Raw genomic sequence first — 15180 nt, 5'->3', positions numbered from 1 at the left:
TTTATTTTAAATAAATTGGGTAATTCAACTATGACTCTAATATAAATAGTTGAATATAATAATAAATTAATGGAGGTGATGTTATATGGCTCTTACTACAGGACCGATTGGAAACGTAGGAAATCAACCTGCTAATGCAAATAAAGTTAGGGTGAAAATCCTTAACCGTACTGCGGGCCCACTTACTGGAGTAGCTAGAGTTTTTAGACTTGACGGTTCATTAGTATTAATTGAACAGGTAAACTTCAACGTAAATTCTAATGCTTCTACTTTTGCAACTCTAAGTTTAGTTCATCCTGTTTTTGGACAAGCATTTGAATATGAAGTTCAAATTGTTCCTAATCAACCTGGTGGACTATATAGTGTTTATGGACTAACAGCTGAAAATGTTATTATTACTGCACAACGTGTTGTGAACTCAGAATTGACATAGTTTCTTTAATTACAATAGATTGGTGCCTACATGGTATCCCATCTGTTTTTGTACGTATTATTTAGAGAGAGAAAGGTTTTACACAAAAATAAAGACAGTTATAGAAAAAGGAAAAGTCGAGCTATCATCTTGATTTTTATTATTTCTGTCTTAGACTTTATCCCGCTATTTGCGGGCAGTAAGACACCCACCTCAAAATTCAGTGAAAGCAAAGAAGTTAGGTGGCGGATGAACAACACCATACTGATTAAAGTTTCACTTTATCTGTTTTGTTGCATAGTTTTCTTTGAATGCTTTTTATTCAAACTGTTTTTTTAAGTATTTATCAAATATGTATTATTGCATAAATAAATTACAATTTATAAGTTAATATTAAACTACTTTTAAATTGTAAAGAATATTTTAATAATCTTTATAAGAGAAGGATATTTCTTGTTAAAAGTAAAATTGTTTGGAATGTGAATAAACAAAAAGTTTAGAAGTGATACAGACTCAATAGAGTTTTGTATTAAATAAAAAGAAAAGGGGTATGGGCTTCTAAATGTTTTCGGGGGTTAAAAAGCACGTTTTAGTTAATAGCTTCAAATTATATTTTAAAGGGGAAATGGGTATATGAAGTTTCGAAATACAAAGCTTGCTATGGTTACACTATCTTCATTTTTTATTTTAGGTTCTGCATCTCTATCATTTACAGATACCATACACGGTGAAGTAGCTTCTGCATCACCACAAGAGATTACTGTAAAAAGCTATGACGATACATATTATAATAACGCGATAGGAAAGACCGGTTTAGAATTAAAGAAGGAACTTCATAATATTATTGATGATCATACAAAGTTATCATACAGTGCGGTTTGGGAAGCGCTAAGAGATACTGATGAAGATCCAAATAATAAAAACAATGTGATACTTTTATATACTGGGCGTTCGCAAGGGAAACTTACGAATGGTTCAGGAGTTGATAACTGGAATCGAGAGCATGTTTGGGCAAAATCACACGGTGATTTTGGCACGACTGCAGGACCTGGAACAGATTTGCATCATTTAAGAGCGACGGATGTATCTGTAAATAGTTCACGTGGAAATTTGGATTTTGATAATGGTGGCGTGAATCATTCGGAAGCGACAGAATGTAAATATGATAGTGATTCTTGGGAACCACGTGATAGTGTAAAAGGAGATATCGCTAGAATGCTATTTTACATGGCTGTTCGTTACGAGGGAGACAACGGCGAAGTAGACTTAGAACTAAATGAAAAGGTGAATAACAATAAAGACCCATACATGGGCAAACTATCCGTTTTATTAAAATGGAATGAACAAGACCCAGTAGATGATTTAGAGCGAAAGCGTAATGAAGTGATTTTTACAAAATATCAACATAACCGCAATCCTTTTATTGATCATCCTGAATGGGTAAATAAAATTTGGAACTAGATTTTTAAAGGCATTCTATTTGGATAGAAGGGATTGATCATTATGATCAATCCCTTTTTATTTCTATACTGGAATAAGTGATTTTTATAGGATTGGAGAGGAGAACAGGATAGATATTTTATCAAGTTAAGTATAATAGGAGTCTTTTAATACGGCCCCCACTCAATATTAACCCCAACAATAAGAAAAATAAGTCCAATAATAAACCAAATGAATGCAAGTGGAGCCATAAATCGAATCCATTTTCCGTAAGAAATGCCGCTCGCCGCGAGTACTCCCATTAAAACACCGGAAGTTGGATTGAGGCAGTTCACTACACCTTCGCCGAGCATAACAGCTTGTACTGTAACTTGGCGTGTAATGTGCATGAAATCAGCTAATGGAGCTAATATCGGAATGAAAATAACAGATTCACCTGTCCCGGATGAAATGAGGAAATGTAATGCGGCACTACTTACATACATACCGATAACGCCAAATACTGGGCTTTGTCCTTCGAGAGACTGTGCGAGTTGGTTAACGATTGTATCAAGTAATTTCCCTTGCTCCAAAATGACTGAAATACAACGAGCCATTCCGACGATCAAAGCACCGTATATGAGATTTTGGCAGCCTGCTAGAAAAGTAGAAGCGATATCGTTTGCTTTCATTCCACCTATTATTCCGGCTGTAATTGCTATGAAAATAAAAGTAGCAGTCATTTCTGCGTCTGTCCAATGTAGACGAAAAGCGCCGATTAAAAATGCAATTAATGATAAAGCTGAAACGAGTAAAATTAATTTATGACGTATTGTCCAAGGAACTTCTGTTTTCTGCGCCTCTTTTCCGCTTGAAAGAGTATTACTTGGAAACCAGTTGTCGCCAAGAATGCTTCCTTTATTCGATTTTTTTAAGCGTTTTACGTACCAATTAATATATAGAATGGTTGCAAGTAAAAAAGAGAGATAGATTGCTGTACGTAAACCAATTCCTGAAAACATTGGGAGTTCCGCGATTTTTTGTGAAATGCCTAAAGGTGAGGGCGATAAAATAGTAGCATTAAAACCAGCATAAGTCCCTAAGTCAACTCCCCCCACTGAGATAAAGCCTTTCAGTGGGGGCATGGGTTAGAACACTAGGTCTTTTCGTCTATCGCTAGACAGTTGACGCTCTAGCATTCATGCCACTTTATGGTAACACCCCAAGTATGTTTTTGGTTGGTACTGGCAACGAACGATTGCTTTCCCACTTGCACCACCCTTTCGAAAAAGAGCAGTTCTCCCTTATGGAAGAAGCCACCACTCAGATGAATCAGGCGTGTGCTACAAGCCCCGACAAGTCGCGTACACATGGATGGTTGACGCACCCACTAAGCTATGCGCGAAGCAACAGCCTTACGTTTTTGTACTTCTAATAGAATCGGCGTTTTCACTTTGAGATTGTCATCCAATTGTACAACTCTTGATTTTTGCAATGTATTCAGCGCACCATTAATATCAGCATGGATACATGTTCCTGCTTTACTTTGGTACAGACCACGCGTAATTCGTTTGCCACTAAAGCGATACTGCGTCTTATCATCCTTAGACCAAACCGGAACCGGATCTTTATCAATAAAACTAGCTTTTGAAGTATAGCTTTCTTCTTGTTTGAAAAATCGGATGCCTTCTTGTATACATTTATTCTCAATTGCTGCCATCAATTTTTGAAATGGGATTTGCACAAACTTTTGATTATTCTTTTTCCCCATATGAGAGTTTTGTTTCCAACCAGCGTTATACCCTATAACAATCGTATCTATATCGAATTCTTTCACTTTTTTGAACAACAGACCTACTGTTTGTGCAATGTAACCGTTTATTTGTCTTTCTCGTTTATGCCAAAGTGCGGCCATTTTATTCGTTACAATACGTTTTGAAATTCCATTGTCCATATTTTTCTGCCCTAGATTACAAATCATTTTGTTGAAGTATTGATTTATGGATTTTAGTTTTTTTCCATCAATTAAGAAGGCATCACCTGTATTGGTTACGCAACTTACTAATCTATCTACACCTAAATCGCAACTCAAAGCGTTACTCGTAGTCGTGGATGGTTTCTTCATTTGAGAAACGTGCATTTCATATGTGTAATGCACCTCAAAGAACCGACCTTTTTGCTTCGGTACAATCTCAATGTAGGAGATTTTTTTATTCTTTAAGTTTTTCGGCATACGTATTTTAATAGAACCGAATTTTTTTCTGAATGCCACATTCATTGGAATCATCCAATACCCATTATCATCTACTTTTGGAACTTGATAGATTTCAACGATTCGTTTGTCGGTGGAACGAGAATAATTTGGGAACTTCGGACGACCTGTGAACTTCTCAGGATTTTTTTTCCACTGTTCCAATGCTTTAAAAAAGCTCTTCACTTCTGTAAATAAGGTTCTACGAATCGCTTGAACAGAGTTTGATTGCATGCCCCAGTAGTTCGTGTCGGCTTGCATGGCAGTGTCCACTTCTTTTATAGTAGCCATTTTATTATCGTTCAAATAACTTTGTTTAATCGTGTACAATCCAACATTTCGCAATGCTTTTGAACTATGTGACATGCGCTGAAGTAAACGAAATTCTTTAGCTGTGAGGCAAGCTCGTCCGATATTCTGTTTCTGCGTGAAGCGTTGCATGTTTTCTCTTTTCTTTTGTTTACGTAATACTTTCACTGCTTTCTTTCTGGCCATTGTTTTCACCGCCTTTCTTAGAGGGAGTATTAAAATTATTTTTGATAAATTAATATTTAGAAAGAAATGGAACAAGAATATGTTCTTCATCGAAATTCCTTTTGGATCAAGTAGCGGAATGATAATCATTATCTAATTTCGTTGTCTTACAATCTATTCCCTTCTTATCTACATTATATCGTAAGACAAAAAGAAACAAACATTCGCCCTCAAAAATTATTATGAGCGAAACAAAAGCGTTCAGCCTACCTTATGACGGCAATTAAGGCAATAGTTTTTCTGTCCTTTTCCCGCACATACAAATTATTGCAACATTAGACAGGGAAACGAAAATAATCCAAGAATATGTTAAATAGAAAATAACAGGAAAAGAGGGAAAAAGATGTGGAAAACTACGGATCTATGTGATGAGTTTGAAAATGAATTACAAATATGTCGCCAGTCTTTTCAATCTTTTGGGAAGAAAGAACAATTCCACGGGAAAATTGCAACGGTGAAAGTGAAGGATGATAATGTACTAGTGAAGGAAGGATTACAAACATTGCCGGAAGGAACGGTATTAGTTGTTGACGGGGGATCCTCTACGAATTGTGCGTTACTTGGTGATAATTTGGCAGCTATTGCGGAGGAAAGAAAGCTGGCAGGAATTATTGTGAATGGATATGTTCGTGATTCTAGTGAGCTAAAGAATATAAATATTGGTATTTTAGCGTTAGGAACAATGCCGAATAGAAGTGTTAAAGAAGGAAAAGGAGAACGAAATATTTCATTGCAATTTGGACAAGTAGAATGGAAGCCGGATGAATATGTGTATGTGGATGAAGATGGCGTCATTATTAGTGAAAAGAGTTTGCATCGTTAAAGGTTAGTAAGTTACTATTCTTAGAAAATAAATCCGATAAAGCATGGACAAAATTCTTTGTCAATAGTAAAATGATACAGAAATTTAAAATTAACAGAATGTATAGGTTTATCGTTTTACGATAACTTAAATGGAAGTAAGTTGTGCCTAGAAAAGTGAATGTTATCACAATGATACGTTCATGAACAAAATTATTTTTCCTATACAAATATAGCCGCGAATGATGCGGGTAGGAGGTGTTGCACAGTTTGTTCGACACTTACAAAAAAAGAGTGTCAATTGCACGCCCTTGAAGGGCCTTTTTTTGTGTGAATAGTAGTAAGGGAGGAAATTTTGGGATGGCAATGTTAAAAAAATGGCTGCTTACGTCGTTAATGGCAGTTACACTTGTATTTGTTTCTTTTGCGAATACAGTACATATTACGTTTGCTGAAGGAAATACAGCAAAACTTGCAATTATTGGTGAATCAGAAAAAGGCATTATGTTATGTCCGAAAGAAGAGCAAATTAAAGATGGGGAAACAGCTTTAAGCTTGCTACAAAAAGTCATGGGGGACAAAGTAGAAGCTGAAACGATGTCGTTTGGAACGTATGTAAAAGGCATTGACGGCTTAATGGCTGGAGCTACAAGCGGCTGGTTGTATGATGTAAATGATAAATCTGCAGAAGTTGGAGCGGATAGTTATAAATTAAAATCTGGGGATGTTGTTGTTTTCCGCTTTGTTTCAGATTGGAACAATATGAGTCAAGAAACATTACAACAAACATTAGATAAATTTGGTACTTGTAAAACTGTAGAAGAACCAAAAACGGATGATCCGAAACAAGAAAAACCAGAAGAACCAAAGACAGATGATCCAAAACAAGAAAAACCAGAAGAACCAAAAACGGATGATCCAAAATCAGAAAAACCAGAAGAACCAAAAACGGATGATCCAAAACAAGAGAAACCAGAAGAGCCAAAGACAGATGATCCAAAACAGGAAAATCCAGATGGAACAAAAACAACAGAACAACCAAAGCAAGAGAACATCCAAGTTCCAGCAGCACAAGTAAATGAAGCAATCTCTAAGACATCTGAAAAGATGTTACAAGATGGAATTGAAAGTGACTGGGTAGCGTTAGGTCTTTCCCGTTCTGGAAAGGATATACCAATCGAGGCAAAATTAAATTATGTTAAGGCTGTAACTGAAAAAGTAGAAAAGCGAATTAATCGTTTTTCAGCGACAGATTTAGCTAGAACGATTATTATGATGAATGCCATGAATGCAGACCCAACAAAGGTAGGCGAACATAATTTAGTTCAAAAATTGTACGAATCAGATAAAGTGAATTCTGTTACAGGTTATACATTTGCTTTACTTGCATTTGATACGAAGAAATATGAAGTTCCAGTGGATTCAAAATGGAATCGAGTTGCTTTAGTAGATGCGCTTTTAAACGCGCAACATACGGATGGCGGCTGGACTTATGATAGTGCAAGCAGTAAAGAAAGTGCGAGTAGCGTTGATGTAACAGGTATGGTTTTATCAGCATTAGCTCCTTATCAAGACCGTGAAGATGTGAAACCAGCTGTGCAAAAGGCTGTCGCATACTTATATAATGAACAACTAGAAAATGGTGGTTTTTCTGCTGATGGACAAGAAAATTCTAATAGTGTTGCGCAAGCAATTATTGGATTATCACTTGTGAAAGATGTAGATCAAAACCGTCTACATAAGGCGATGCAAAATCTATTGTCATATCAACTTCCAAATGGTGAATTTAAATGGTTACCAGGCGATCAAAACGGTAGCGGAATGGCAACAGAGCAAGCGTTATTAGCTTTACTTCAGTTTAAAGACCTTGGAAAATCGATTTATGACTGGTCAACTGAATCTGTTACTGAAATTAATCCAAAACCAAATGTAGATTCAGAAAATGTTGTGGTGGAAAAAGAAGTTACTGAACAACCAGAAGAACAAAAACAAGTGCAACAAGAAACAAAAGATGACACTTTAAAAGTTGTTGTGGATAACGAACCGGTTAAAAATAAAAAATCCGGAAACGGTAGCACATTACCGAAAACAGGAGCATCTTCTCATAGTGCAGCGACAGAAGTAGGTATGGGTGTATTATGTATTGCTTCTGCATATGTATTATGGAGACGTAAAGCAGCTTAACAAAAATTAGGAGCAATCATTTGCTCCTAATTTTATCCCGCATTAACGGGCAGTAAGATCCCCACCTCAAAAGTTAGCGAGTGCAAGGAAGTTAGGTGGAGATTAACTGCCCGTAAAAGCCCGATTGGTTCAACTAATAATAAGTGGGGGGTGGAAAAGCCCCCCACTTATTAAAGTTTCACTTTATTATGAAAGGTGAGAGGCAACATGAGTAAGATGAAATGGTTTATTTCTTTACTGCTTTCACTTGGGCTACTTGCCGGATGTGAAGAGGCAGCTGTAAAGCCTGAGAAGAAAGTAGAACCGAAGCAAGAAGAAGTAGCAAAACAAGAAGAGAAAAAAGATGAAGCGAAACCGGAAGAAAAACAAGCTGAACAAGAGCAAAATAAGCAAGACGAACAGAAAGAGAAACAAGAACAAAAAGTAGAAGAGAAGCCGAAAGAAGAAAAGCCGCAGGCACAGCCAGAAGTAAAGAAAGAAGAGAAACAGCAGGAACAACCGAAAGAACAACCAGCTGTAAATAAGCAACCAGAACAGCAAAAAGCACAAGAAGAGAAACAACAAGAGCAACAACCGAAAGCGCAAGAAGTAAAAGAAGAAGCAAAGGTTGTGAATCAGCCGAAGGAAACACCGAAGCAGGAGCAAAAAGAAGATCCGAATAAAGGTGGAAAAGACGTAACTCTTCCAACACCACCGAAACCAGTGCCACCTAATCCACCAGAACCACCAAAACCACAAGCAAAACAAGTCACGATCTCAGTAAAAGGTGATAAAGGGTACTTATTAGGTGCGAGAAAAATGGATGTACAAGAAGGCGATACAGTGTATAAAGTATTGCAACGTACAGGTTTAGATGTGGATGCAATGGGTTCTAAAGGTGATATTTACGTAAAAGGTATTAATGATTTATATGAAAAAGATGTAAACGATAATAGCGGATGGAAATATCGTGTAAACGGTTCGTTTCCAAACTATAGTGCGGGTGTAGTTACAGTGAAGCCCGGAGATACAATCGAATGGGTGTATGTATACTAAATTAAGAAAGGCATTCGGTAAAGGACTATGAAAATAAGTTTTTCTTCTTTACATCCTTTTGTGAATTTTTTTTATTATATCGGGGTGATGATACTATGTATGATGTGTCTTCATCCTCTTTTTTTAATTGGAGCAATTCTATTAATCGTTATTTTAAATGTGATGCAAGGGAATAGCGAAAAGATAAGAAAGATGTTACCAAGCACAATTATATTCTTTTTTATGGTTATTTTATTTAATTCGCTATTCACGCATAGAGGTCGAACTACGTTATTTTGGTTGGGTGATAGCCGTATTAAGCTTGAGGCAATTATGTTTGGAGTAGTAATGGGGTTATTATTAGTTGCGATTATGTTTACGTTTGCTTCGTATAATGATATTATTTCAAGTCATAAATTTTTATATTTATTTTCTAGAATTTCACCGAAAGTGGCATTGTTAACGATGATTACAGTGAGATTTGTTCCTTTGTTTATGAGACGATTACAGAAAATAACACTCGTCCAAAAAACGAAAGGTGTACAAGTAGATGCAGGTTCTATTGTTGAACGCGTGAAAAATGGTATGCAATTATTGCAAGTATTATTAATTTGTTCATTGGAAGATGCGCTGCAAACAGCAGATTCTATGCAAGCTCGTGGATTTGGTGTAACGAAGCGTACGACATATATTCGCTATAGAATGGAAAAACGCGATTGGTATACGCTCAGTTATTTAAGTATTCTATTTATAGTTGCTATTATATGTAGTACGTATGGCGGAGGAAAGTTAATCATTTATCCGAAAGTCGAATCTATTTTATTTCAGCAATACGATGGGATGATGTTTATCGTATTTACGATGTTTATTAGTTTACCAATTATAATGGAAGGAAGGGAATGGATATGGTGGCGCATGCAGAAATAAACAATTTATCATTTGTATATGCTGATGAAAACGAAAAAGCGTTACAGCATATTTCTCTTTCTGTTCAAAAAGGAGAGTTTATTGCACTTGCCGGCGGATCAGGATCTGGGAAGACGACTTTATTAAAACATTTTAAAAAGGAATTACTTCCAATTGGTACACGTTCAGGAGAAATTTTTTATGATGACGTTTTATTAGAGGAAGTACCTGATTTATTATCTGCGCAAGAGATTGGTATGGTATTTCAAAATCCAGAAAATCAGCTCGTAATGGATACAGTTATTCAAGAATTAGCATTTTCCTTAGAAAATATCGGGTTACCATCACATACTATTCAAAAACGAATAGCAGAGCTCATTAGCTTCTTAGGATTTCAAGATTTATTGCATCAATCTGTTCATACGTTATCTGGCGGACAGAAGCAACTTGTCAATTTAGCTGCGGTATTAGTGATGCAACCGAAATTATTATTATTAGATGAACCAACTGCGCAGTTAGATCCAATTGCTGCAAAAGAATTTTTAGGATTATTAAAACGTATTAACGAAGAACTTGGAATTACGATCGTTTTAAGTGAACATCGCTTAGATGAAGTGATACCACTTGCAACGCGCGTTATTTGTATGAATAACGGTCGAATCGTGTATGATGGTAGTCCGAAAGCGGTTGTAGCGAACATGTGGAAAGTAGAAAACTTCCGTCCATTTATTCCGCAAATTCCAAGGTTGTTTTTAGAGTGGAATACGAAAGATATTCCGTTTACAGTGCGAGAAGCGCAAATGAAAATGAATGATTTTTCAGCGATGTCATATGTAAGTGAGCCAATAGCACAAAGTGAAAAGCAAGAAGTCATTTTAAGTGCCGAGCATATTTCGTTCCAATATGAAAAAAATAATCCGCTCATTTTACGAGATTTAACAGTGTCGATTGAAAAAGGAAAATGGGTAGCTCTCGTTGGAAAGAATGGGACAGGAAAGTCTACACTGTTGACGATTTTAGCAGGGTTACAAAAAGCGAGAAGAGGGAAAGTAAAGTGGAATGGGAAAGTGATACATAAAATTGATTCGAAAGAACGATTTAAAAGTATGGGGTATGTATCACAGCATCCGTATTATCATTTTACTTTTGATACAGTGTGGGACGAGGTGTATGAACGAGCGCGTGAATTATATGGAGAACAAGGAAAAGAAATAGCAGAACATCAGCTTAAAAAGTTTTGGCTATATGGACTTAAAGAACGTCATCCACATGATTGTAGCGGGGGAGAGCAACAACTACTTGCATTATGTACAACGTTATTATCAAAGCCGACTTTATTATTACTGGATGAACCGACAAAGGGGCTAGATCCGTGGAAGAAGGAAAGAGTAGGGGAGCTATTTAGGAAGCTGCAAAAAGAAGGTACAACAATTGTAATGGCAACCCATGATATTGAATTTGCAGCGAAATACGTGGATCAATGTATGATGTTATTTGACGGAGCAGTCATTATGAATGATGCACCGAAAGAATTTTTTAGTGGTAACTTCTTTTATACAACATCTATTAACCGATTCATTCGAAAAGAACTGCCATATGCATTAACGTGGGAGGATGTGTACGAAGCGTGTCAAAACGATATGTTGCATTCATAATATGTATTTTTGCAGTAATAATAGGCACATTACTCTTTACGACACTTATCATGGACGGTTATTACATGTTAAGTAGTTTGTTTTTATTAGTTGTTATTATGTTACCTTTCTATATCCGTTTTGAAAGGAAGGCGTTTGTTTCACGTGAAATTGTTCTCGTTGCCGTATTAGCGGCAATTGCAGCAGTGAGCCGCGTACCATTTTCTATTTTACCAAGTGTACAACCGACTTCTTTTGTTATTATCGTTTCTGCAATTGTGTTTGGAAGTGAAACGGGATTTATGATTGGGGCAACAGCAGCGATTGTGTCTAACATCTTTTTAGGACAAGGTCCGTGGACGCCGTGGCAAATGTTTTCATGGGGTATGATCGGTTTTATAGCTGGATTATTACGTAATACGTTTTTCATGAAAAAGCTATGGGGAAGACTTCTATACGGATTGTTTGTTGGATTTTTATTTGGCTGGATTATGAATTTCTGGGGACTTCTCGGTTTTATACGAGAGGCAACGTGGGAAACAGTCATTTCGTATTATATCGCAAGTTTTTATTTCGATTTGAGCCATGCCATTTCTAATGTCGTTTTCTTACTATTATTTAGTACGTCTTGGATTACGATTCTTACAAGATTTAAAAAGAAATATGGCATATTAGATGAGCATAACATAGTATAGAAAAGCATACTCATATAAGGTAGGGTCGCGACTTACATATTCGTTTGCCTCTTTCATGCTTCTTACATATTGTAAGGAGCATTTTTTATTGTCAAAAAATAGTCCAATATATATCCGTTACTATATAAAATTATTTGTATAATAGTAGGTGAGAATTATTTTCAAAAGGGAGGTGTATAGTTAATGAAGTTAGTTATTCCGAAGCAACATGGTGCATGGGCGATGCTTGTTATACCATTTCTATTAAGTGTCATACTTGGGAAACCTACTATATATCATATTCCATTGTTTATAGCTTGGTTCTTTATCTATTTAGCTACGTATCCATTCCTTATGTACATAAAGCAAAAACGAAAAAAAGAGTATTTACATGCAGCAATTGTGTATTTTATCATCGCTTTTGTATTTGGGATGATTTCTCTATTATATGAATGGCGCATTCTTTTATTCGTAGCAGTCATGATTCCATTCTTTATAGTAAATATGTATTACGCTCGTCAAAAAAATGAAAGAGCATTACTAAATGACATTAGTGCGATTATTGTTTTCTGTATTGGTGGTTTAGTTAGTTATTATTTTTCAATGAAACTTATAGATAAAACAGCATTATTTATCGCGCTTATTTCATTTTTATATTTTTTAGGAAGTACGTTTTATGTGAAAACGATGATACGTGAGAAAAATAATCCGAAGTATCGCTTTATATCTTGGGGTTATCATATTCTATTAATGATCATTGTATTTGCAATTAATCCGTGGTGCTCCCTTATTTTTATACCAAGTGTCATTCGAGCCATTATATTGTATGGCAAAAAAATTTCTATTATAAAAGTAGGGATTTTAGAAATTGTGAATTCTGTATATTTTTTAATCATAACGGCAATAATTATGAAGTATGCCATTTGAAAAAACTTCCCACCTTATGATGGGAAGTTTTTTCAATCTTGTTCTAAAATGTGAACGGTGTAATCGCAGCGTTGAATAGCTTGTTCGATTGCATAAAGAGATTGCTCAATACGAGCGCGATTAAAATCTTTTTCAACAGTCTGTAGTGCTTCTTCTAAACAATGTTTTGCTTCTTGTAATGATTGAAACGAATCTTGTACATATCCGCGAGCATTTTGATGCATTTTATAATCCTCCTTGCATATTCATATATGTATAGTATGAACAGTAAAGAAGAAAATATAATTCGTTATATTTGTTTGACAATTAAAATGAAATTACGTATAGTAAGAATTAAGTGAATATTTTCTTATCCAGAGAGGTGGAGGGACTGGCCCGATGAAACCCAGCAACCGCGATGCAGGTGCTAATTCCAGCAGAACATATTTGTTCTGGGAGATAAGACGAAGATATATACGTAACTTCTTCTTATCGGAGAGGTTTTTTTATTGCAAAAAAACCAATTACGAAAATTTATATTAAGAAGAAAGGGGTTGCGAAGTACTGTGACACTCGAAAAATACGTAAAACTGCGTAGTACAGTTTATGAATATATGATAGAGCAAGATAAGCCAATATCATTGTTAGATATTCAAGAACATATCGTTTCGCATCATGAAGGAAAATTCACGAAAAAGATGTTACATCAATTTTATTTATCAAGACTATTAGATGAACTGAAACTGGATGGGAAAATTACATTAGCTGATGAATATCTCTATACTGAAAAAGGGGTATTTTATAAGGCGAGAAAAGGGAGCTAAGCTCTCTTTTTTTGAAGTATGTAGAGTAAAAGACTGCTTAAGCAGCCTGATACAGGGAATGGTGTTGAGTGTGTAGTGTCAAAGATTGAATGTGCCTGAAAGAGGCAATTCATATCGGCTGCAAATGAAAAGAGACACCTTCGCCGAATAGGTGTCAGTCGTTTTGTCATATAGACTTGCTATTTGACAGTTATTAGAATAACATGCACAGGTTTGGAAGTCAAAAGGGAATTAAAGGAAGAGGTGTTGTTATGTACGCTTATTTAATAAAAGAACTATATAGGCATATTCCGAAATATATTATTGATAGAGGATATGAATATTATGAAGATGGACATGTAGAAGATGTTGAAATACATGATAATAAAGTATTTGCATTTGTAACTGGAAATGCAGGGAATTATGAAGTGGTCATCGATCTCGAAGATTTTTCAGAAAGTAATTGTGAATGTCCATATGAAAATTATTGTAAGCATATGGCGGCGGTCGTTTATGATTTGCAAGATGCTGGTGAGAGTAAGGTGAAAGAGAAACTGAAAGATTTAGAAAAGGAAGAGTTACTCACAGTATTAAATCGTTTATTACAAAGTTCAAAAAACGTGCAAATTGTAGAGAAGATGTTAAAGAAGGGGAAACTTTAACTTATAAAGGGAGTTGTTTTGTAGTGAATGTACTCATTGTATACGCTCATCCTAGTCCTTCCAGTTTTAACGCGGCGATTTTAAAGCATGTACAAAAAGGATTACAAGAAACAAACCATTCGGTTACGGTACTTGATTTATATAAAGAACAATTTAATCCAGTCCTTGTATTTAATGAAGATAAGAAAAGACGTGACTTAGTAAATGAAGAAGAAACAGCTCGGTACAGAACATTAGTAGAAGAAGCGGATATGTTTCTATTCATCTATCCGATATGGTGGTGGGGGATGCCAGCTATTTTAAAAGGATTTATTGATCGTATTTTCGTTGCTGGATTTGCTTATAAATATGAAGGGGCCCTGCCGAAAGGGTTACTAAAAGGAAAGAAGGCGTGGGTAATTAATACGTTAGACTCACCGTTATGGTACGTCGCACTATTATATCGATCAGCGGATTGGATTATGATGAAGAGAGGTGTATTACGTTTTTGCGGCATTCGCGATATAAAACGATCTGTTTTTCAATCTGTGAAAACGAGTAAACGAGAGAAGCGGGAAAAGTGGTTATTACAAATAGAAGAAAAGGCTCGTACATTATGAATGAAATCGATCGAATTATAAACTGTTGTGGGTATGATGACGAACTTTTTCGAACGTATATTACATGTTTACTTCAATTGAAAAAATGTAGCGAAACGTTTGGGCAAATTCAAATACAATTAAGAAATGATTATTTAATAAGAGGAATTTGTGAAAGAGAAGTTGATGAAGTAGTAAGGGGAAGTAAGGAATATGAAATGCATTTTCTTCCTAAAGCGTTACAGTGGAATTTCTTGAGGGAAAATCCACATCTGATTGAAAAAGTATGTGAAGATTTTTTTGCATTTGAGGCATTATATCTTACGGAGATAGAGTGGAAGACCGTGATAAATTGCGTGGGAAATAAATGATTTATTATGTAAAAAAGCTAGTATAAAACTA

The 15180-nt window shown here is 35.6% G+C and carries 15 protein-coding genes, 1 pseudogene and 1 riboswitch; of the genes and pseudogenes, 13 read left to right on the top strand and 3 right to left on the bottom strand.

The window, feature by feature from the left end; genetic code table 11:
* The first annotated feature begins 85 nt into the window (after window positions 1-85).
* A complete protein-coding gene (locus ACVWY7_RS15260; protein ID WP_001229430.1) occupies window positions 86-433 on the top strand; it encodes a hypothetical protein in 348 nt (115 codons plus the stop codon).
* 612 nt (window positions 434-1045) lie between these two features.
* Window positions 1046-1873, top strand: a complete 828-nt coding sequence (locus ACVWY7_RS15255; protein WP_000672205.1) for an endonuclease I family protein — start codon at window positions 1046-1048, stop codon at window positions 1871-1873.
* A 146-nt stretch (window positions 1874-2019) separates the two neighbouring features.
* Here ACVWY7_RS15255 and ACVWY7_RS15250 read toward each other — a convergent pair.
* Window positions 2020-2940 (bottom strand): annotated as a pseudogene (locus tag ACVWY7_RS15250) (Na+/H+ antiporter NhaC family protein); the annotation flags it as partial.
* Between the two features lie 281 nt (window positions 2941-3221).
* Window positions 3222-4577, bottom strand: a complete 1356-nt coding sequence (locus tag ACVWY7_RS15245; protein WP_000101442.1) for an RNA-guided endonuclease TnpB family protein — start codon at window positions 4575-4577, stop codon at window positions 3222-3224.
* Between the two features lie 382 nt (window positions 4578-4959).
* Here ACVWY7_RS15245 and rraA point away from each other — a divergent pair, with 382 nt between their 5' ends.
* The 7 genes from rraA to ACVWY7_RS15210 all read left to right on the top strand — a co-directional run bounded on the left by rraA (window position 4960) and on the right by ACVWY7_RS15210 (window position 12756).
* Window positions 4960-5439, top strand: coding sequence for a ribonuclease E activity regulator RraA (rraA, locus tag ACVWY7_RS15240; protein WP_212113725.1), 480 nt, complete (start codon window positions 4960-4962; stop codon window positions 5437-5439).
* 338 nt (window positions 5440-5777) lie between these two features.
* On the top strand, window positions 5778-7601 hold the full coding sequence (locus ACVWY7_RS15235) for a DUF4430 domain-containing protein (RefSeq protein ID WP_212113723.1): 1824 nt from the start codon (window positions 5778-5780) through the stop codon (window positions 7599-7601).
* 207 nt (window positions 7602-7808) lie between these two features.
* The gene (locus ACVWY7_RS15230; protein WP_212113722.1) at window positions 7809-8636 is read left to right on the top strand and encodes a DUF4430 domain-containing protein; all 828 of its coding nucleotides are present in this window, start codon (window positions 7809-7811) and stop codon (window positions 8634-8636) included.
* A gap of 27 nt (window positions 8637-8663) precedes the next feature.
* Window positions 8664-9542, top strand: a complete 879-nt coding sequence (locus tag ACVWY7_RS15225; protein WP_033669077.1) for an energy-coupling factor transporter transmembrane component T — start codon at window positions 8664-8666, stop codon at window positions 9540-9542.
* A complete protein-coding gene (locus ACVWY7_RS15220) occupies window positions 9515-11176 on the top strand; it encodes an ABC transporter ATP-binding protein (protein WP_144507980.1) in 1662 nt (553 codons plus the stop codon). Before ACVWY7_RS15225 ends, ACVWY7_RS15220 begins: the two co-directional genes overlap by 28 nt.
* Window positions 11149-11850, top strand: a complete 702-nt coding sequence (locus tag ACVWY7_RS15215) for an ECF transporter S component (protein ID WP_144507982.1) — start codon at window positions 11149-11151, stop codon at window positions 11848-11850. The genes ACVWY7_RS15220 and ACVWY7_RS15215 overlap by 28 nt, the downstream gene beginning before the upstream one ends.
* A gap of 183 nt (window positions 11851-12033) precedes the next feature.
* A complete protein-coding gene (locus ACVWY7_RS15210; RefSeq protein ID WP_000779965.1) occupies window positions 12034-12756 on the top strand; it encodes a YwiC-like family protein in 723 nt (240 codons plus the stop codon).
* Window positions 12757-12788: 32 nt separating this feature from the next.
* Here the strand turns inward: ACVWY7_RS15210 and ACVWY7_RS15205 are convergent, their stop codons facing one another.
* Window positions 12789-12980 carry a hypothetical protein gene (locus tag ACVWY7_RS15205; protein WP_000554029.1) on the bottom strand — a complete coding sequence of 64 codons (192 nt, stop codon included), beginning with the start codon at window positions 12978-12980 and terminating at the stop codon, window positions 12789-12791.
* Between the two features lie 122 nt (window positions 12981-13102).
* A riboswitch (SAM riboswitch) is annotated at window positions 13103-13201 on the top strand.
* A gap of 100 nt (window positions 13202-13301) precedes the next feature.
* On the opposite strand from ACVWY7_RS15205, the gene ACVWY7_RS15200 reads away from it, so the two are divergent.
* From ACVWY7_RS15200 to ACVWY7_RS15185, 4 genes are all read left to right on the top strand, one after another.
* A complete protein-coding gene (locus tag ACVWY7_RS15200; protein WP_000171478.1) occupies window positions 13302-13559 on the top strand; it encodes a hypothetical protein in 258 nt (85 codons plus the stop codon).
* A gap of 251 nt (window positions 13560-13810) precedes the next feature.
* On the top strand, window positions 13811-14200 hold the full coding sequence (locus ACVWY7_RS15195) for an SWIM zinc finger family protein (RefSeq protein WP_000271473.1): 390 nt from the start codon (window positions 13811-13813) through the stop codon (window positions 14198-14200).
* Between the two features lie 23 nt (window positions 14201-14223).
* Entirely contained in the window at window positions 14224-14799 is a 576-nt protein-coding gene (locus ACVWY7_RS15190; protein ID WP_212113718.1) for an NAD(P)H-dependent oxidoreductase, read from the top strand.
* Window positions 14796-15149: a hypothetical protein gene (locus ACVWY7_RS15185; protein WP_001002299.1), complete on the top strand. Its 354-nt coding sequence runs from the start codon at window positions 14796-14798 to the stop codon at window positions 15147-15149. The genes ACVWY7_RS15190 and ACVWY7_RS15185 overlap by 4 nt, the downstream gene beginning before the upstream one ends.
* Window positions 15150-15180 lie beyond the last annotated feature (31 nt).

The sequence above is a fragment of the Bacillus sp. TE9106W genome (genome assembly GCF_054062215.1).
The sequence above is the reverse complement of the archived record's forward strand: the minus strand, read 5'-3'. Positions and strand labels throughout refer to the sequence as shown.